Below are 18,567 nucleotides of genomic sequence, written 5' to 3'. Positions count from 1 at the left end.
CAATAAAAATTGCTTATTTCTTTTTGAAGTCATCATGGCAGCCTTTGCAGGTTGTTCCTACTGCACCAAAAGATTTTTTAATACTCTCTAAGTCGCCTGACTGAGCAGCTTTATTGAGATCAACAACAGCTAATTGCATTTTTTCTGCCGCAGCTTTGAACTTGGCGTTGTCTGACCACACCTCAGGTTTTGCTTTACCGCCTTCAGTGCCAGGACCAAAAGCTTGCCAAGGCAAAGTAGACATCATTGTTACGATCTCTGCATTTTTGCTCACATCATCTTTGTTATATGGTGCTGCACCTTTAACAACAGCACCAATTCTTCCGAAGTGCGTGTTAATGATCGTCATGACGCTCTGACGATATTCAATTGCTTTTTCTGCATTTTGAAATTGAGCAAAGGCAGCGCCTGCGCCAATGGCTAAAACAGTTGCAGTGCCTGCCATAATAAATTTGTGTAGTTTCATGATTGCTCTCCCTTGATCAATTGGACTGCTTATTTTGAGCATATCCCAGAATAGTCATTTTTGCCCACTTAAAAAATCATTCTAAGGGGGGTCATTAGAAGATTAATGATGCCCAGGAAAAAACTGCTGAGGGGCTCCATCCACAGGGTGCCAATAATTCCCGTAAAGACGAGACCGAGCACAATAAAGAATCCCCATGGCTCTAATCTGCCTAGGGCAATAGATTGGCGTGCAGGCAAAAGGCCTGCCAAAATTCTTCCGCCATCAAGGGGTGGCAGCGGAAACAGATTAAATACCAGTAAACCGATATTCCACATTACTCCTGCTTTTGCCATTGAAGTCAGGAAGGGTTCATCAATTCCGAAGCCCTGCACTAGGACCCAAAAGACCGCCCAAATGATTGCCTGTCCGAAATTCGATCCCGGTCCCGCTAAGGCAACCCAAATCGAGTCAATTCTGGGGTTTCTGAGTCGTCCAAAATTGACTGGTACCGGCTTGGCATACCCCACCAAAAAAGGAGACCCCGTCAGAATTAAGACGAGTGGAATCAATAGGGTACCTACTGGGTCTATATGTTTAGCGGGATTGAGGCTCACCCGTCCCAGCATGTAGGCGGTATTATCGCCAAATCTGCGGGCTGCGTAGCCATGGGCTGCTTCATGGATGGTGATGGCAAAAATCAGGGGAATCGCATTAATTGCGACAGCTTGGATAGAATAGTCAGTAATCATGGCAATATGATATCCATAGGAGCTCAAAGTGACTGACGAAAAGAAACCCGATTCAAAAACCCCAGCAAAAGCGGTATTAGCGAAGCCGCCAGCACGTCCACCCGTCCCAAAAGGACCCTCTGGCCCAGCCGGAAGGCCTCAGGCAGGCTTTGGTGGCGGAAAAGGCATGATGCGCAAGGCCGGTCGCGGTCGATAGTGGATAATTACTCCATTCAATAATGTGTTTATAGAGGATTTAGCATGAACGAATGGCATAACGAATCTAAAGAAGAGATCAACAAAAAGATCATTACATTGGTCGTGATGTTGGCTGCCGCTACTAGCTTGGCTATTTTGTTTGCACTGGTTGCAGCTCATACAGGTTACGTATTCGGTTAATTGGTATTAATGACTAGCCATCGCCAACCTGCAATATTTGCTGGCCATGGCAGTCCGATGTATGCCATAGAGCCCAACCGCTATACAGCGGCATGGTCGGCTCTGGGAAAATCATTAAAGCGCCCTGACGCGATATTGATGATCTCAGCACATTGGGTAACCCGCGGAGTTTGGGTAACTGCAATGACTAAACCAAAAACGATTCATGATTTCGGTGGCTTTCCACAAGCATTGTTTGATGTTCAATATCCAGCGCCAGGTAGCCCTGCATTAGCTGATCGCGTGCAAGAATTATTGAGCGTCCCAGTTGTGCTTGAAGAAAATGAATGGGGTATTGATCATGGAGCCTGGTCGGTTCTGAAATACATTTACCCCAATGCAGATGTGCCTGTGGTGCAGCTGAGTCTCGATGGTGCAATGTCAGCACGTGAGCACTATGAGCTTGCTAAGCAATTACGCCCCCTGCGTGATGAAAATATTTTGATTTTGTCTAGCGGCAATGTGGTGCATAACTTACGCACCATTCATTGGCAAGATGGGGCTGAGCCTTACCCATGGGCAAAAGAGTTCAATGATTTTTTTGTTTCAGAAATGCGCGCCAATCATCATGAGGCATTGATTGACTGGGAGCGTTTTGGAGATGCAGCACACCTTTCTATTCCGACAGCAGAGCACTATTGGCCAGCCTTGTATACCTTAGCCTTGCAGGAAGCGGGGGAGCAGGCCAAAATCTATACAGATGGAATTGAGATGAGTTCAATTGGCATGCTGGGTTTTTCAATTCAATAACAAGAGTAGATTATGTGGCTTCCTATCTTTGCAATCTTTTTTGGAGCAGGCTTCGGCGCTTTATTAAGGGCTGGCTTTAATTTCGCTACCGTTGGGATGGCTTCTGCGCTGCCATTAGGTACTTTTATATCGAATATGGTTGGCGGATACTTGATTGGGATTGCAGTTGCCTTCTTCGGTAACAATCCAAGCCTTTCTCCAGAGTGGAAACTGTTAGTGGTCACTGGTTTCTTAGGGGGCTTGACTACCTTCTCAAGCTTTTCTGCTGAGGTGGTTGGCTTTATGCAGCGCGGGGAATTTACCTGGGCTTTGGGCACAGCGCTACTAAATCTAGTTGGCTCACTTGTGCTGACCTTCTTGGGTATCTTGACCTACCAGGCTTTCAAATAAAATTGGGGGCACTAAGCCCCCAATACCATTCAAAATTGAATTCCTTACTCCGGCTTGATATTGGCTGTTTTTACAACAGCACTCCATTTCGCACTCTCAGATTTAATTAGGCTGGCAAATTCCGCAGGACTCCCTCCACCAATCTCATTCCCTTGCGAGAGCATGAGTTCACGTAGCTGAGGATCTTTGAGCGCCTCATTTGCAGCAGCATTTAATTTATCAATAATGGCTTTAGGCGTTCCCTTTGGTGCGATAAGACCTTGCCAATTGAGAACTTCAACCTTGGGGTAGCCTGCTTCAGCAAAAGTAGGCACGTTCGGTAGAAGAGGAGAGCGTTTCTTGCTAGTAATCGCAATGGGGCGTAACTTATCGGCTTTGATGCTGGGCATCGCTGAATACATTTGATCAAACATCATGGTGACATTCCCGGCCAGTAGATCGGTTAAGCCAGCAGATCCACTCTTATAAGGGACGTGAATCATATCGATGCCAGCGCTTTGTTTAAAGAGTTCGCCGGATAATTGATGGCTTCCTCCAATGCCGCCCGATGAGAAAGTGAGAACACCCGGCTTAGCTTTGGCGACTGCAACAATTTCTTGAACAGTTTTGTATGGGGAGCTTGGATTGACAACTAATACTAGAGGTCCTTTTTCAATCAAAATGATAGGAGTGAGATCTATTTCTGGGTCGTAGCGCAAATTGCCAAAGAGTGTTTTATTAACGGCCATGGGCGCGAAGTTGCCCATTCCAATGGTGTAGCCATCCGGAGCAGCTCTAGAAATGAATTCTGTGCCAATGTTGCCGCCAGCCCCCGGTTTGTTATCGACGATGATAGGTTGCTTCAGAATGACACTCATTTTTTGGGCTATCTGACGACTACGTGAGTCTGCGCCACCACCGGCACCATAAGGAACAATGAAATTAATGGGTTTGCTGGGGTAATTGCTTTGCGCAAAAGATACACTGCAGAAAGTAGAGAGAAGGCTTAATAGGCAGAAGGTAGAGTATTGAATCAGTCGCATATTAATTCCTAAAATGTTTAAACAAATCCTAGAAAGCCTAAGGCTCCACCTATGACTATTAGATATAGAGGGTGCCAGCGTGTAAACAATGTAAAGCCAATAGTCGCAAGGGTCAAGGCGTAGGCTGCCGCGCCATGGTTAATTTGAATAGCAATTTGCCATGCAGAAGAAAGAACCAGTCCAATAGCTAGGGCTGCCGCTGCATACTGAATAGATTTCTTCTTGATGGGATCTTGAATGCCCATAATAAATCGCTGCAAAAAATAAATCAGGATAGATGAGGGCCATGCAATTGCCAGCGTGGCAATAAATGCACCTAGTACGCCATAAATATGCCAGCCCAATAGGGTTACAGTCATGAAGTTGGGGCCCGGTGCTGCTTGCGCTATAGCAAAGTAATCTGAAAAAGTTTGCAGATCAATCCAATGCTCTTGATAGACGGCCAAGTTCAACAACTCTGGTAGCAAAGCGTTGACACCGCCAAACGCAACTAGCGAGAAGGCGGATAGTTTCAGGAAGACGCTTAAAAGCATACTCATGAACTAAGTGCTTTCTTGCGTGCCAAAAATAGTGCTAGCGGTAAAACAGCGAGTACAACCCAACCTAGACCAAGATGAAAGTAGGTGACTGCACAGATAGTGATGACAACCACTAGCAGCATCAAAGGAAAGTGAAACTCATCGCGCAGCATCTTGAAACCAGTTGAAGCGATGAGGCCTACACCTACTGCAGAGATGCCTCGCAATAGTCCTTTCACTGTATCCAAATAGCTGTAGTGTTGATAGAGCGTGGCAAGTAACAGCACGATGGCAATTGGTCCGAGGGTCAGACCAAGGACTGCCGCAGCAGCTCCCCTTGCTCCCGCAAATCGAGAGCCAACGCAAACAGCGAGGTTAACAATATTTGGGCCTGGAACGATTTGGCAAATGCCAAGGATGGCACTAAATTCCTCAGACGTCAGAATTTTGTCCCGCTCCACTAGGGTTCGTCTGGCCCAAGGGAGTACACCACCAAAGCCTGACATGCCAATTTTGCTAAAACTGATAAATAGCTGTGACGGGGTTAGGTTATGCATCAAGGACGCTGTTTATTAATAAATTATTGAGGCTTAAAGGGATGCGGTACTGGTTTATTTTCTAGCCATGCCTCTAAAGTTTCTGTAATACCTTTTGAGAAAGCCTCAAAAATTGGTTCAGCAATAAAGCCTAAATGAGGCGTCACTAAAAGATTGGGAGTGTTGCGTAGTGCATCTTTTTCAGGAAGGGGCTCAACATCAAACACATCCACCGCTGCTTGTCCTGGTCTACCGGAGGCTAGCGCCTTTTGGAGGTCAGGCATATTAATGAGTGCAGCGCGCGAAGTGTTGATCAGAATTGAATCTGGACGCATTAGCGCCAATTGATCAGCGCTAATCAATCCCTTAGTTCCGGGGCCAGCTACTAAGTGCATGGATACCACCTTAGAGGTTTTGAGTAACTCATCTAAGCTAACGGCTTTTGCATTTTCAGCTGCTGCACGTTCTGGGGTCATGCGCGGACTCCACGCTACAACCTCCATACCAAAAGCAGCGCCAACACGTGCCACCCGACTGCCAATAGCACCTAAGCCCATAATGCCCAAGCGTTCGCCAGAGAGCATTGGTAGGAGAGAAAATGCATCGCGCCAGCCACCAGAGGCGATCAGTTTATTTTCTTCAATCAGGCGCTTAGATGCGCCCAGAATCAAAGCCCAAGTAAGCTCGGCGGTAGTTTCTTTTGAGGGCCCACCTGGCGTGCAGCCCATGGGGATATTTCTGGAAACTAGAGCAGAGGCTTCTAGGGTGCCATTGCGTTCGCCAGTAAACATTAAAAACTTGAGTTTTGGTAAGCGCGCGATCATCGCCTCATTGAAGGGCGAGCGATCTCTTACGATAGCAATTACGTCGGCATCTTTTACTGCTTCATATAAGGCTTCATCACGCAAAGGCTCATGGTAGAAGGTGAGCTTAGCTTGTTGGTCTAACTTATCCCAGTTAGAGAAGCGACGTAAAGCGCGCTCATAATCCCCAAGAATAACGATGTTCGGTAATGAAGCCATAAATGAAAAAACTTTCAGGTGAAATTAGTCTGGAGTGCAAAGGCTTAAGATTTGCTTAAGGTCTGGCGCTTGTCCTAATTTCCAGAGTGCAGAAATCAGTTGGAGGGTTTTCTCTTTGCCAATTACCGGCTCAGCCAGGCTTGTAAATTTTTGCTCCAAGTTAGCGTCGCTCATTGGGTTTTCTACAGAGCCAATTGCATTCTTTACAAAGATATGCACTTCTTTGCCATCCTTAAGGAAGGCTTTAACGTCAACGGATGCCTCGCTAATAGAGGTATCGGTAGTCGCGTTCACTTTAGCGCGCAAAGCTACAACGTCAGGACGGTTAACGATGTCATCCGCATATTCACCTTCACCTGCTTGACCAAACATCAAGCCTACAGCGCAGCCGTGATACACGCTGAACTTGCCTTCTAGTCCATCTTTAGGTGTTTTCTTGCCAGTTAATTCGAGTACCAGTGGGTGAACGCGCAGCTCAATGCGTTCAACGTCTTCTGCTTTAACACCTTGGGCACGCAATTGGGCGCAAGCATCAATAGCTGGGTGAATCACAATTCCGCAAGCAAAAGGTTTGTAAGTATTTAAGGAAATCTCAAAAGATTTTCCGAGTGCGCGATCAATTTCTGACCAGTCACACTTAGTAGAAACGGTTTGCATATAGCCACGACCCGCTTCAAGCGCTTTAGAGCTTGCAGTAAAACCATGTTTTGCCAACAACGCAGAAAGTTGACCTGCACGTGCAGCGCCACCCGGATGAAAAGGTTTGGTCATCGTGCCAAATTGCTCGCGCATACCAACCGGTTGTGAGGCAGCAATACCCAGAGCCATAATTGTTTTTTGCAGATCAAGACCCATTAAGCGTGAACATGCAGCAGCAGAACCCAACATCCCTGTGGAGCCGGTGATATGCCAGCCACGATGGTAGTGATCTGGATACATTGCATTACCGACTCGACAGGCAACATCAATGCCCAGAACAAGAGAGTCAATCATTTGGCGACCATTGGCGCCAATGTGTTCGCCTAAGGCTAGGATTGCAGAAGCCACTGGGCCAGCTGGATGAATCACGGTTTTGAGGTGAGTATCGTCAAAGTCAAAAGTATGTGAGCTGATGCCGTTAATCAATGCTGCTCCGCCCATATCTACTTTGTCTTTGCGACCGAGGATGCTGGCTTGTGGCGCTGGTTGAAATTCACGAATAGCAGCTAATGAGGATTCAATGCTCTCATGATTGGCTGCACCGATCGCACAACCAAGCCAGTTTAAGAATGTACGATGCCCTTCGTGTTCAACCTCTGGAGTCCATCCTTGGCTTGGGTGAGTATTAACAAACTCCGCCAAAATTTTGGTGACTGGTGGTGCATTGAGATCAGCTGCTGCAGCAATAGCGTGAGACATATAAATTTCCTATGAATAAGTGTGAGTATTTTTAAATAAGTGGGTATTGAAAATTAATCGATTTCAATATTGCGGTCTTTGGCAACCTTAGCCCAGCGTGCAATATCTTCTTTGATGTAATTAGTAAATTGAGGAGGCGTCATCGGCATCAATGTCAAAGCCTCACTTGTCATTTTTTCTGAGAAGTCTGGTAGCGCGAGAACTTTGTTTAATTCGGCATTGAGCTTGGCAACAATCGCAGGTGGAAGATTTGCGGGGCCTACCAAGCCATACCACTGCTGGCCATCAAAGCCGTTATATCCAAGCTCTTTGAAGGTGGGAATATTGGGTGCTACTGGGCTACGTTTAGATCCAGTAACAGCAAGCCCACGAACCCTATTCGTATTGATGTATGGCAACGCTGCAAATAGAGTAGGGAACATCGCTTGAGTCTGGCTTGCCAATAAATCAGTGTAGGCAGGACCTACGCCACGATAAGGCACATGCACCATAAATATTCCAGCTGCTAGCTTTAGTTGCTCCATGCCAAGATGTGTCAGAGTGCCTGGACCAGCAGATCCATAACTTAATTTGGCAGGATTCTTTTTGGCGTAATCTACAAACTCTTTGAAATTCTTGATCGGTAGGTCAGGATTGATAATGAGTACGTTAGGTGTTGCACCAATCATGCCAATCGGTGTGAAATCTTTAATGGCGTCGTAAGGTAGTTTGCGGACAGCAGGGTTAGTGCCGTGTGTTCCTACATAAGCAATCATGAGTGTGTAGCCATCAGCTGGTGCTTTAGCGGTTGCTTGTGAGGCAATTGATCCGCCACCACCACCCATGTTTTCTACAACCACTGTTTGACCAATAGATCGAGAAAGTTTTTCCGCAACAGCTCGTGCAATATTATCTAATCCGCCACCAGCAGCTACTGGTGCAATCAGTTTGATAGGTTTGGTTGGATAGGTTGCTGCACCTTGTGCTTGCGCATTGAAATGGAATGCCAATCCCAAAAAAGCAAAGATAAGGGATGACAAAAAAATCGGCTTTTGCCGATTGATCGTATTAGACATGTCTCGAGTCCGAATTGTTGTTGTAAGTTAGTTTTGTACAGCCAAGTCATTTTACTATTGATAGCGTTAGCCCTGCTCAGGCTTGGCTGGCTTTGAGTTTCTTTCGAATGGAGTGTTCTACGGGGATGGAGTCTAGGTTTGGCTCCAATGCCTCACGCTCATCAAAGACAAAGCAACTGCCTTGGTAATGTGCGGAACCCACCTCTTCGAAATATTTCAAAATACCGCCTTCTAGCTGGTAGCTATGCTCCATGCCAATCTCCCGCATATACAAGCCAGATTTTTCACAGCGAATACCGCCCGTACAAAAGCTGACCAGCGTCTTATCGGCTAAATCATCTTTATGTGCAGAAATTGCTGCTGGAAACTCGGTGAACTTTTCAATATTGAAATGCAATGCATTCTCAAAAGTGCCGTAGTCGACTTCAAAGGCATTGCGTGTATCAACCATCACTACAGGGCGACCTAGATCGTCAGTGCCGCGATCTAACCACTCTTGCAATTTTTTTGGGCTAATGAAATTAGCGCGTCCTTCCTCAGGACGAATCGCTGGATGATTCATGCGAATAATTTCATTTTTGAGTTTGATCAACATCTTCTTGAAGGGCTGATCCTCGGACCAACTTTCTTTTGCTTGAAGTGGGGCAAAACGGGGGTCAGTACGGAGCCAATTCATAAATCCACGTAGCTCATCTGTTTTGCCGGCCAGGAACATATTGATGCCTTCACCAGTCAACAAGATGGTTCCCTTCAACTGGCGGGCGGTACATTCATCCAGCATTTTGGCGCGCAGCTCTGGCAAGCCATCTAGGCTGACAAATAAATAGGCTGCAATATTTAGAATCGACTTCATTTTTCTCTCACTGGGCTACAGCAGCATTATCGAGCAAATAGGCTGAGGGGGTGTTAATCTTGAGGTCTTATCTAGAGGAGACAAAGTCCATGCAGGATTTAGTGAAAATGACTAAAAAAGCCCTTAAAAACAGCCTATTAGCCATTTTGATGGCCTTAGGAGTTAGCGGTGTTGCTCTGGCGCAAAATGCGGGTGTTGGCACATGGCCAACTCAAAAGCCAATTCGTTTAATTGCGGTCTTTCCGCCGGGTGGTTCGGTTGACCAGGTTGCTCGTGTATTGGCACCTGCTTTGCAAGCAGAACTCAAGCAAAACGTGATTGTGGAAAACGTTGGTGGTGCCTCCGGTGTAATTGGCACCTCTGCAATGACTCGGTCCGATCCGGATGGCTACACCTTTGCGGTGGTATTTGATACCCATGGTGTGAACCCTAGTCTAAAAGAAAAACTTCCCTATGACACGATTAAAGATATTGCCCCCGTGATTTTGGTTGGCACATCGCCGATGGTGTTAGTTGCGAGCAAAAAATCTGGTATCACCAGTTTTAAGCAATTAGTGGATCTTTCCAAGACAGGCAAGCAATTTAGTTACGGCTCCATTGGAATTGGTAGCTTGGGTCACTTAGCAATGGCGCGTCTGGCAAAACAAGCGGGCTTTGATTGGAACCACATCCCTTATCGTGGTGGCGGTCCTTTAATGCAAGATGCTTTGGGCGGTCAAGTGGAGTTGGCGGTAGGCTCGGAATTTTTGGTGAAGCCTCATATCGATAACGGTGGAGTTATTCCGCTAGTGATTACAACTGCCAAGCGTTCACCATCCTTGCCTAATGTGCCGACAATTTCTGAGAGCGGCTTCCCAGGCTTTAGTGCGCCAGCTTGGTGGGCGGTATTGGCCCCCGGTAAGACCTCTCCGGCAGTGATCGATGCAATGAATAAGGCATTAAATAAAGCCTTGAAGACGCCTGCTGTCGCTGAGAAGTTCAAAATGCAAGGCATTCAAATTGTTGGTGGCACCCCAGTTGCTGCACAAGACTTTATCGGCAAGCAAATGGGTATCTGGGGTAAGTTTGTGATTGAAAACAATATTAAAGAAACTGCTCAGTAAGAGTTGTTGATAAGCAGTATTGATAAAAGGTAAGCATGTCAGAACGTTTAATTCCGTATCAGCCAATGGATTTGGCAGAGCCAGCAGAGTTGGTCGCTGCTATTCGCACAAGACGTGGTGGTCAATTTATTAATTTGGACCGCATGCTCTTGCATAGCGTTCCTATTGCAGAGGGCTGGAATCACTTTATCGGCGAGATTCGTAATAACCTCTCTTTGGATCCAAAGTTACGTGAATTGGCCATGTGTGGAGTAGCCGTGTTGAACGGTGCTGAGTATGAGTTCTTTCATCATGCGCCACCTTTCAAGAAAGCGGGCGGCACGGAGGAGCAGGTTCAAGGTTTGCGACTCATTGGACAGCCGAATTTTCCAAAAGATCTTTACTCTTCAGTAGAAAATGACGCCGCCGATTTGACTTTTCAGATGACGCGCAACATCAAAGTGGATCCTGAATTAATGAAGCGCTTGCAAAAGGCTTTGGGAAGCACGGATACCGTGGAATTAGTCACGGTAATTGCCGCTTACAACATGGTGTCTCGATTCTTGATAGCGCTAGATGTCAATCCTGAGGATCATCCTCCAGCTTAAAGTTAAAACTTAGCCAAAGCCAAGTCAAAACATTCATCAATATGATCCGCAACATCCAAACTATTATTCCTGGCATTGCCACCTCTGATGGTGCAGGTGTGAAATTGCGCCGTAGTCTGGGCGGTCAAAATCAAGTCAGGTTAGATCCCTTCTTGATGCTTGATGAGTTTTCCTCTAATGATCCAAATGATTATGTAGCGGGCTTTCCAGCCCACCCTCATCGAGGTTTTGAGACGGTGACCTACATGCTAGAAGGCCATATGCTGCATGAGGATCATTTAGGCAATCAAGGCCACCTGAAGACTGGTGGGGTGCAATGGATGACGGCAGGGCGCGGCATTATTCATTCTGAGATGCCACAGCAAGTGAGTGGTGCTATGCGCGGCTTTCAGTTGTGGATTAACTTGCCGGCTAAAGAAAAAATGAAAGCGGCTGGCTATAAGGATATCCAGGTTGAAGATATACCCAAGACTGCTTTGGTAAATGGGGGCTCAGTCAAGGTCATTGCGGGCACATACGATGATGGTGGCAAAGCAGTTCAAGGCCCAATTCAAGGGATCACCACTGCGCCATTATTTCTAGATGTGCATTTACCAACTAATGGTGAGTTCGAACACCGTATTCCAAAAGAGCTAAATGCTTTCGTTTATGTTTACGAGGGCGCCCTAGAAATAGGTGGGCCAATGATGCCCGCCCCAAAGCAGGCAGCTATCGTTCTTGGGGATGGTGATCGCTTAAAGGTGAGGTCTGGAGAGCTAGGGGCACAGTTCATCGTGCTAGCAGCATTACCACTACATGAGCCTATCGTTCAGTACGGCCCATTTGTAATGAATACTCGCGCTGAAATTGAACAAACCATCGATGATTATCAAAACAATCGCTTTGTGGTTTCCTAAGTGACACAATCAGCAACCCTTCAATGGGAAGAGGGCGGACAAATCTGTTCCGCTCATTGGCATTCTGAAAATGGGATTGTGCCGCATAAAAAGATTCAGATTGCGGATGACACGCTGACTGCTGATATTGCTTATCGCTTAGCTTGTGAAGGCACTGCGATGCTTTACAGGGGCGACTTTCAGAATGCGCGGCAACTCTTGCAGGCTTTGGTCAGAAGGGTAGATAAGCCCTCCAAGAAATCCACTAGAGCTGACAGAGTTACCAAAGAGAAAACCAAAAGTTCCTTGGATGCATTCAACCTGCATCGCCTTGCCCAATCCCAACGCGCACGTATTCTGGGAATGATTTTGATACAGGTCAACGCCGACCATAGTATCTCTTTAAGGCGTGCGCCGGATGTTGCTCAGGCCTGCCTTGAGGCTTATGGAGCACAAGAAAATGCTTATGTAATTTCTTTACGTGAGTTGCTTGGCGTTATTAGCGCTCATGAGTGGCGCAAGACAGGTATTCAAGTTCTGACAAGAGATGATGAAGAGGTTCGCATTCATCCACACTATGGTGTTTTCTCTCCAGTGCGCAGTGAATATATTAGCTTGGTGCTGAAAGCCCCTATACCTCAAGCAATAAAAGATGGCTCTATAGCTTTTGATATTGGGACGGGTACCGGAGTGTTGGCAGTGATTATGGCTCTGCGAGATATTCAGAAGATTATTGCGACCGATCTAAGTGATCGAGCAATTGCTTGTGCGAAAGAAAATATTGACCACTTGGGCTTGAATTCACAAATTGAAATTCAGAAAGCCAATCTTTTTCCAGATGGCAAAGCAGCACTCATTGTTTGTAATCCACCATGGCTACCAGCAAGACCAAGCTCCCTGCTAGAGCATGCGGTGTATGACCCTGAGAGTCAGATGCTGAAAGGTTTCTTGAGCGGTTTAAAAGATCATCTGTTGCCAAATGGTGAGGGTTGGCTCATTCTTTCTGACTTAGCAGAGCACGTAGGCTTGAGAACAAGAGAAGAGCTTCTGAATTGGATTGAGAAGGCCGGCTTGAAAGTGATTGCGCGTTTAGATACGAAGCCAACGCACAACAAGGCATTTGATAAAGAGGATGCATTGCATGCAGCGAGATCTAAAGAAGTCACTTCACTGTGGCGATTAACCCAAAAGTAGTACCACATTAAATAGCCCTACAAGCCCCGTCCCCATTGGGATCATGGTTGTTAAACCACTACATCATCTTTAAAATCATTGAGAGCAGTAGTTAACTTACTACACATTTTTTTGGTAAGTTGAATATAGTTTTTCTCATTTATTTTTTAAGGGTGTCATTTGCTTTCTGGTGCATTGTCTAGAAATGTATTGCTAATATCAGGGGTAACTTTCTCTCATTTATTAGCACTATTGATACTTTTATCGGGATCATTTGCGGGGTCCACATCATCCGCTCCAGATTTTCTGATGGTAAATCTAGTAGGTAAAAGTACATTGTCATCTCAACAGAAAAAATCCTTGTTTGCACCCCAAATCAAGACACCTTCCAGCAATGAGCGCGATAGTTCCAGTGCTGTAAATGAATCCCATGCGCATAGTGATAGCAAGGGAGTTGGGCGTCACGCATTAGGTACAGCTAGACAGGTTATATACAGCCCTAAACCCCATTACCCCTTAGCCAGCAGACAACTTAAGGAACAGGGTTTGGTTATTGCAAGATTATGTGTAAGTGAGCAAGGCCTTGTGCAAGAAGTTGGTATCACCCAAAGCTCAGGCTTTCAGGGTTTGGATCGCTCTGCCATCAAGGCTTTGGCTCAGTGGAGATTTGAACCCATTTCAATAGCTCCTGCCCAGGTTTCTTTGCAATGCTTTCAAACACCCATTCAATTTACTTTGGAAGGCTAACTTGAGCGAGAAAAATACCTTAGATCTTGATTCAAAATGTATTCGATCAAATCAACTTTTGCCTAGATGCATTCCAAGCGAAACCTTATTGGGCCGCACAAAGCAGATCTTCATTTTGCATGATGGGCATTCATATCAATTGCGCATCACTAAATTAGGGAAACTCATTTTGACGAAGTAAATATGAATTAACTTACTAGCCAGCAAGAGCATTTTCATATGCATATAGCCAGCGATTTTTTGTTTTTATCACTGGAGATGGTATATGAAGCATCAAGAAGTTTTTCGTCCTCGAAATCAGTTAGTCTGGCTTTCATCTTTTGTATTGCTATATGGAGGATCTTTTTCGGTTTGGGCAAATGCTCAAGATATTGAGTTACCTAGGATTGATATTGTTGGGCGAGAGGAAAATGCGCTGTATAAAATTCCTGGTACGGTTGATGTCATTAATCAACAGAGGATGGAGGAGTTGCAACCTCAGTCCCTACAAGATGTATTAAAGACGGTTCCTGGTGTTAATGTCCGCGGAGATGAGGGTGGCCTGGGGTCTATTCCAAATATTGGTATTCGGGGGTTAAATCCGAGTCGCAGCTCCAAGGTTCTTCTTCTGGAGGATGGTGCCCCCATTCAACCAAGTCTCTTTATTTCCAATGCTTCCTATTACAGCCCGCCTGTTGAGCAAATCGGTGGAATTGAGGTTTTAAAGGGCGCATCGGGCCTGAAATATGGCCCATCCAATATTGGTGGCGTAGTGAATTACCTTAGCAAAACACCTGCTCCAGGATTGAAGTTAACCGGTAAAGTGGGTAACTACGGATATCGCTTAGCAGAGCTTGAGGCAGGGGGAAAATCGTCATCGAATGGCGCCATTGGAGGAATAAACCTGATTCAATCTGAGTCCAATGGATACCAGGACAATGGTTTCAAGATGTACGACATCTTGGTGAAAGGGGGAATGGAGATTGCACAGAATCAGTGGTTAAGTCTGAAATACACCCATTACGATAACAATATCAATACCTCTTATGTAGGTCTGCGTCCAAATCAGTACAGCACTCACTCAAGAAATAATCCAGCGCCAAATGACCGCTTTATTACCCAAAGAAATGCAGTAGATCTCAACCATGCTATTGAAATCAGCCCAGAGACCAAAATCAATACCTTGATGTATTGGAGTAGGTTATCTAGGGATTATTGGCGGCAAAGTATTGTTAAACGCACACAGGAATCGACAGTCTTGAGAGCCTGCAACATAGGTACTGATTGTCTGATTGGGCGAAATCGAGAATTTCAAATGTTGGGCATCGATTCTCGGGTAAGTCATGCCTATAAGGCTCTAGGGATTTCTAATGAAGCAGAGTTTGGATTGCGCATGCATACCGAATCTCAAATCAATCAATTAGTGAGCTCCAAAACTTTAGCCTATTCTGGTCGACTCACTTCGCAGGAAGATAACAAGGCTAATTCAGTGGCGGTCTATGCACAAAACCGTTTCTTGCTGAGTAAAGACTTTGCACTTATTCCTGGGGTACGAGTGGAAAGTTATAACCAGACCCGTTCAAATGCTGCCTCTGGTAAAGCCGGTAGCGCCAAGAATGTAGAAACTATTCCGCAAATTGGTGCTACCTGGCAGCTTGTTCCCCAAGTGCAGGCGTACGGTAGTGTTTATAAAGGTTTTGCGCCAGCACAGTTAGCCACCGCAATTGATGACAAAGGAGTTGATCAGCAGTTAGCCCCAGAACGCTCAACTAATGCGGAGCTCGGGCTGCGTGGTCGCTCGGGTGCTTTTACTTATGATTCAGCTATTTTTAGCATGAACTTCAGTAATCAAATTGTGAATCAGAGCTTAGCTGCCGGAATTTCTAAAGCCAATGGAGGTAAAAGTTTGCATCAAGGGGCTGAGATGTCCTTGGCTTATGCGCTAGGAGGAGGGTGGGGCATTAACGGTAATGCTACGTACATCCCGGTGGCTAAGTTTGTTGGCACGAGTTCTTTGGGGCGAGATGGTAATCGCATTCCGTACACGCCTAAATTAACTTCAAATTTGGGTGTTAGCTACGAAAAGAATGGCTTCAATACTTTAGTCAATCTGAATTATGTTTCTACTCAGTATGCGGATTCGGCAAATACGGTTGCGCAAAATGCCATTGGAACTTTAGGCGAGGTTCCTGCTTTTACAACAGTCAATTGGAGTGCTAACTACGCCATCAACAAAGATTGGAAAGTATTTGGAGTGATTAATAATGTATTTAATAAGAGATATATATCCAGCCGGAGTCCTGATGGGATTTTTGCTGGAGCGCCTCTCAATTTCCAAGCCGGAATGAGCTATCAATTCAATTAATAAGAATGATGGATTCTTGAGACAAAAAAACGCCACCCATCTGGGTGGCGTTTGACTGTTACTTCAAAATGGTGGAGTCGGCGGGAATCGAACCCGCGTCCGCAAATCCTCCACAACAAGTTCTACATACTTAGTCATATCATTTAATTTAGCCAGCTAGGCACAGATTGACACGTTCCACGCTGACGATTCACTAAGTTTTCGAATCATTCCCCGTGACATGAAATGATCTTATCTCTTGTAAATGACCCTGATCTAGCTTTCGCTAGCTGACCCAAGAGAGAATCAGTTCAGGGGCAACCGCAATTAAGCGGCTAGTGCGAAACGTTCGTCGTTTGCAGTTAAAACATTCCCATTGATTTACGAGATAACGGGTCCTCGGTATGCCCTTGATGCTTTGTAATCCACGTCGAAACCATGTCGACCCCGGAGTTCATGCATTGGAAACCTTATTTTAAGGCCGTCGACCTTAAATTGCTGAATATCTTTGGTTTATCCCCTGCTGGGAAAGATGATTTGCAGTAGCTCGAGAGGCTTATTGACGATGTAATCGGCCCCCCAAGCCTCTGGAGGCTCTTTACAGCCACAGTAGCCATAAGCGGCTGCGACAGTCTTCATTCCCGCTGCTTTGCCTGCTAGAACATCTCTAATGTCATCGCCCACATAAAGCGATTTTGTAGGATCTACTTTAGCTATTCTGGCGGCGTGCAAGATCGGCTCAGGATGGGGTTTTGAATACGCTGTTGTATCGCCTGAGACCGTAGAAATGGCTCTTTGGCGTAAACCCATTAATTCGGTAAGAGGGTTAGTAAAGCGCTCACTTTTATTCGTAACGATGCCCCAGGGGAGCTTAGCTTGATCCATTTGATCGAGTAGATGGCTCATGTCATCGAATAATTTACTTTCTACCAGCATTGCTTTTTCATAATTACTGAAAAATTCATCACGCAATGAAATGAAATCCGCATGATCGGGGCTAATGCCAAATGCGCCTTCGAGTAATCCGCGGGCACCAGCCGATGCATAGGGGCGCAGAAATTCATAAGGCTTAGGCGCAAGATTGCGTGCAACAAGTAATTGATTAGTTGCCGCTACTAAATCAGGTGCGGTATCAGCTAACGTGCCATCTAAATCAAAAAAGATGCCGGCATAAGGACTAGAAAGATTACTCACTATTGCATTACTTTCTGACGGCAATCATGTAATTCACATCGACGTCATCATTCAAGCTATAGACCTGAGTGAGTGGGTTGTAGCTAAGGCCTTTCATGCCCAGCATCTGTAAACCCGCATGAAGTGTAAAGGCAACTAGCTCAGAAGGTTTGATGAATTTTGCGTATTCGTGAGTACCTCTAGGAAGTAACTTCAGAATGTATTCAGCACCAATAATGGCAAATAAGTAGGACTTAGGACTGCGGTTGAGGGTGCTAAAAAATAAAGTGCCACCAGGCTTACAAAGTTTGGCGCAAGCGCGCACTACCGAGGCGGGGTCCGGCACGTGTTCAAGCATCTCCATGCAGGTCACCACGTCATAATGTTCAGGTTGCTCATCAGCGAGCGCTTCTGCTGAGATGGAGCGATAAGTAAGGTTTGCGCCTACCTCTAAAGCATGCAATTCAGCTACCTTGAGTGCTTTTTCAGAGAGATCAATGCCGGTAGTATCTGCGCCTGATTGGGACATAGATTCTGCCAAGATGCCACCACCGCAACCGATATCAACCACCTTCTTGCCTTCCAAGCTAACAAATGACTTAATCCAGTTCAGGCGCAGTGGGTTGATGGCGTGTAAGGGCTTGAATTCACTATTAGGATCCCACCAACGATGGGCTAGGGCGCTAAATTTGGCGATTTCTGACTGGTCGACGTTCATATAAATGGGCTAATTGTGAGGCTATTGGAGAAGTCTATGAATATAGCGGAAATAAAAAAGCCCGCTAGAAGCGGGCTTTTTTACAAGTAAAGTGAATTACTTAGCTGCTGTACCAACAACTTCGATGTCAGTACGGCGGTTCTTAGCGCGGCCTTCAGCAGTTGCGTTTGATGCAACTGGATTGCTCTTGCCTTTTGATTCTGTGTAGATGCGGCTACCGTCAACACCTTTGCTTGTCAGGTAAGTCTTAACTGACTGAGCACGACGCTGACCGAGGGCCATGTTGTATGCATCTGTACCAACGCTGTCAGTGTTACCAACAGCAATGATTACTTCTAACTTGATCTTGCTCAAATCAGCAGCGATCTTGTCCAAAGTAGCTTTACCTTCTGGTTTCAAGTCAGACTTGTTGAAGTCATACAGTGTGTCAGCTTGCAAAGTGATTTTGCTTTGGCTAACGCCAGCAGCAGCAGCAGCAGCAGTCAACGCACCGTCACAACCTTTAGCTGCAGTAGCAGGAGTCCAGTTGTTATCGCGCCAGCACAATGTGCCGTCGCCGTTTTTCCAGTTTAGGGCGCCATCGCCGTTTTGCCAGTTATCAGAAGCCATTGCTGCAGAAGCAGAAACAGTAATAACAGAAGCGAGCAACACTCTTAGGGTTTTGTTCATTTTTAGTCCTCAAAAATCTCTTTTTTAATTAAAGTCAAACT

The 18,567-nt window shown here is 45.8% G+C and carries 23 protein-coding genes and 1 other RNA gene; 11 read left to right on the top strand and 13 right to left on the bottom strand.

Going from position 1 to position 18,567, the window contains the following annotated elements; genetic code table 11:
• Positions 1-13: 13 nt before the first annotated feature.
• The gene (locus tag ICE89_RS10780) at positions 14-466 is read right to left on the bottom strand and encodes a cytochrome c (RefSeq protein ID WP_216265891.1); all 453 of its coding nucleotides are present in this window, start codon (positions 464-466) and stop codon (positions 14-16) included.
• A 68-nt stretch (positions 467-534) separates the two neighbouring features.
• The gene (locus ICE89_RS10775; RefSeq protein WP_216265890.1) at positions 535-1,197 is read right to left on the bottom strand and encodes a site-2 protease family protein; all 663 of its coding nucleotides are present in this window, start codon (positions 1,195-1,197) and stop codon (positions 535-537) included.
• Between the two features lie 28 nt (positions 1,198-1,225).
• On the opposite strand from ICE89_RS10775, the gene ICE89_RS10770 reads away from it, so the two are divergent.
• From ICE89_RS10770 to crcB, 4 genes are read left to right on the top strand one after another with little or no spacing between them, the layout of a single operon-like run.
• A complete protein-coding gene (locus ICE89_RS10770) occupies positions 1,226-1,393 on the top strand; it encodes a hypothetical protein (protein WP_216265889.1) in 168 nt (55 codons plus the stop codon).
• A gap of 44 nt (positions 1,394-1,437) precedes the next feature.
• Complete coding sequence (locus ICE89_RS10765) at positions 1,438-1,575, top strand: hypothetical protein (RefSeq protein ID WP_169709848.1); 138 nt, start codon at positions 1,438-1,440, stop codon at positions 1,573-1,575.
• Positions 1,576-1,584: 9 nt separating this feature from the next.
• Positions 1,585-2,364, top strand: coding sequence for a 4,5-DOPA dioxygenase extradiol (ygiD, locus tag ICE89_RS10760; RefSeq protein WP_216265888.1), 780 nt, complete (start codon positions 1,585-1,587; stop codon positions 2,362-2,364).
• A 12-nt stretch (positions 2,365-2,376) separates the two neighbouring features.
• Entirely contained in the window at positions 2,377-2,754 is a 378-nt protein-coding gene (crcB, locus tag ICE89_RS10755) for a fluoride efflux transporter CrcB (RefSeq protein ID WP_216265887.1), read from the top strand.
• A 44-nt stretch (positions 2,755-2,798) separates the two neighbouring features.
• Here the strand turns inward: crcB and ICE89_RS10750 are convergent, their stop codons facing one another.
• The 7 genes from ICE89_RS10750 to ICE89_RS10720 all read right to left on the bottom strand — a co-directional run bounded on the left by ICE89_RS10750 (position 2,799) and on the right by ICE89_RS10720 (position 9,158).
• Positions 2,799-3,776, bottom strand: a complete 978-nt coding sequence (locus tag ICE89_RS10750) for a tripartite tricarboxylate transporter substrate binding protein (protein WP_216265886.1) — start codon at positions 3,774-3,776, stop codon at positions 2,799-2,801.
• Between the two features lie 17 nt (positions 3,777-3,793).
• On the bottom strand, positions 3,794-4,315 hold the full coding sequence (locus ICE89_RS10745; protein ID WP_216265885.1) for a chromate transporter: 522 nt from the start codon (positions 4,313-4,315) through the stop codon (positions 3,794-3,796).
• Positions 4,312-4,851 carry a chromate transporter gene (locus ICE89_RS10740; protein ID WP_216265884.1) on the bottom strand — a complete coding sequence of 180 codons (540 nt, stop codon included), beginning with the start codon at positions 4,849-4,851 and terminating at the stop codon, positions 4,312-4,314. The genes ICE89_RS10745 and ICE89_RS10740 overlap by 4 nt, the downstream gene beginning before the upstream one ends.
• 23 nt (positions 4,852-4,874) lie before the next feature.
• Complete coding sequence (locus ICE89_RS10735; RefSeq protein ID WP_216265883.1) at positions 4,875-5,852, bottom strand: D-2-hydroxyacid dehydrogenase family protein; 978 nt, start codon at positions 5,850-5,852, stop codon at positions 4,875-4,877.
• A 24-nt stretch (positions 5,853-5,876) separates the two neighbouring features.
• The gene (locus tag ICE89_RS10730) at positions 5,877-7,250 is read right to left on the bottom strand and encodes an MmgE/PrpD family protein (RefSeq protein ID WP_216265882.1); all 1,374 of its coding nucleotides are present in this window, start codon (positions 7,248-7,250) and stop codon (positions 5,877-5,879) included.
• A 53-nt stretch (positions 7,251-7,303) separates the two neighbouring features.
• Positions 7,304-8,305 carry a tripartite tricarboxylate transporter substrate binding protein gene (locus ICE89_RS10725; RefSeq protein ID WP_255558820.1) on the bottom strand — a complete coding sequence of 334 codons (1,002 nt, stop codon included), beginning with the start codon at positions 8,303-8,305 and terminating at the stop codon, positions 7,304-7,306.
• Between the two features lie 76 nt (positions 8,306-8,381).
• The gene (locus ICE89_RS10720; protein ID WP_216262516.1) at positions 8,382-9,158 is read right to left on the bottom strand and encodes a sulfurtransferase; all 777 of its coding nucleotides are present in this window, start codon (positions 9,156-9,158) and stop codon (positions 8,382-8,384) included.
• Positions 9,159-9,265: 107 nt separating this feature from the next.
• Between ICE89_RS10720 and ICE89_RS10715 the strand changes: the two genes are divergently transcribed.
• The 7 genes from ICE89_RS10715 to ICE89_RS10685 all read left to right on the top strand — a co-directional run bounded on the left by ICE89_RS10715 (position 9,266) and on the right by ICE89_RS10685 (position 15,987).
• Positions 9,266-10,261 carry a tripartite tricarboxylate transporter substrate binding protein gene (locus ICE89_RS10715; RefSeq protein WP_255558819.1) on the top strand — a complete coding sequence of 332 codons (996 nt, stop codon included), beginning with the start codon at positions 9,266-9,268 and terminating at the stop codon, positions 10,259-10,261.
• A 35-nt stretch (positions 10,262-10,296) separates the two neighbouring features.
• Complete coding sequence (locus ICE89_RS10710; RefSeq protein ID WP_216262514.1) at positions 10,297-10,848, top strand: carboxymuconolactone decarboxylase family protein; 552 nt, start codon at positions 10,297-10,299, stop codon at positions 10,846-10,848.
• A 41-nt stretch (positions 10,849-10,889) separates the two neighbouring features.
• A complete protein-coding gene (locus ICE89_RS10705; RefSeq protein WP_216262513.1) occupies positions 10,890-11,744 on the top strand; it encodes a pirin family protein in 855 nt (284 codons plus the stop codon).
• Positions 11,745-12,917 (top strand): methyltransferase, encoded by a 1,173-nt coding sequence (locus tag ICE89_RS10700; protein ID WP_216265880.1) that lies wholly within the window; start codon positions 11,745-11,747, stop codon positions 12,915-12,917.
• Between the two features lie 339 nt (positions 12,918-13,256).
• Positions 13,257-13,643, top strand: coding sequence for an energy transducer TonB (locus ICE89_RS10695; protein ID WP_216262511.1), 387 nt, complete (start codon positions 13,257-13,259; stop codon positions 13,641-13,643).
• A gap of 1 nt (position 13,644) precedes the next feature.
• Positions 13,645-13,824, top strand: a complete 180-nt coding sequence (gene hemP / locus ICE89_RS11810; RefSeq protein WP_216262510.1) for a hemin uptake protein HemP — start codon at positions 13,645-13,647, stop codon at positions 13,822-13,824.
• A gap of 84 nt (positions 13,825-13,908) precedes the next feature.
• Complete coding sequence (locus tag ICE89_RS10685) at positions 13,909-15,987, top strand: TonB-dependent receptor domain-containing protein (protein WP_216262509.1); 2,079 nt, start codon at positions 13,909-13,911, stop codon at positions 15,985-15,987.
• Positions 15,988-16,056: 69 nt separating this feature from the next.
• Here ICE89_RS10685 and ssrA read toward each other — a convergent pair.
• From ssrA to ompA, 4 genes are all read right to left on the bottom strand, one after another.
• Positions 16,057-16,415: a transfer-messenger RNA gene (gene ssrA / locus ICE89_RS10680) on the bottom strand.
• Positions 16,416-16,479: 64 nt separating this feature from the next.
• Positions 16,480-17,160 (bottom strand): HAD-IA family hydrolase, encoded by a 681-nt coding sequence (locus tag ICE89_RS10675; RefSeq protein ID WP_216265879.1) that lies wholly within the window; start codon positions 17,158-17,160, stop codon positions 16,480-16,482.
• A gap of 7 nt (positions 17,161-17,167) precedes the next feature.
• Positions 17,168-17,857, bottom strand: coding sequence for a bifunctional 2-polyprenyl-6-hydroxyphenol methylase/3-demethylubiquinol 3-O-methyltransferase UbiG (gene ubiG / locus ICE89_RS10670; RefSeq protein ID WP_216265878.1), 690 nt, complete (start codon positions 17,855-17,857; stop codon positions 17,168-17,170).
• Positions 17,858-17,953: 96 nt separating this feature from the next.
• Positions 17,954-18,526, bottom strand: coding sequence for an outer membrane protein OmpA (ompA, locus tag ICE89_RS10665; RefSeq protein ID WP_216265877.1), 573 nt, complete (start codon positions 18,524-18,526; stop codon positions 17,954-17,956).
• Between the last annotated feature and the right edge of the window lie 41 nt (positions 18,527-18,567).

This window comes from Polynucleobacter sp. AP-Kaivos-20-H2 (assembly GCF_018882215.1).
GTDB lineage: Bacteria > Pseudomonadota > Gammaproteobacteria > Burkholderiales > Burkholderiaceae > Polynucleobacter.
This window is presented reverse-complemented; position numbering and strand designations above follow the sequence as displayed.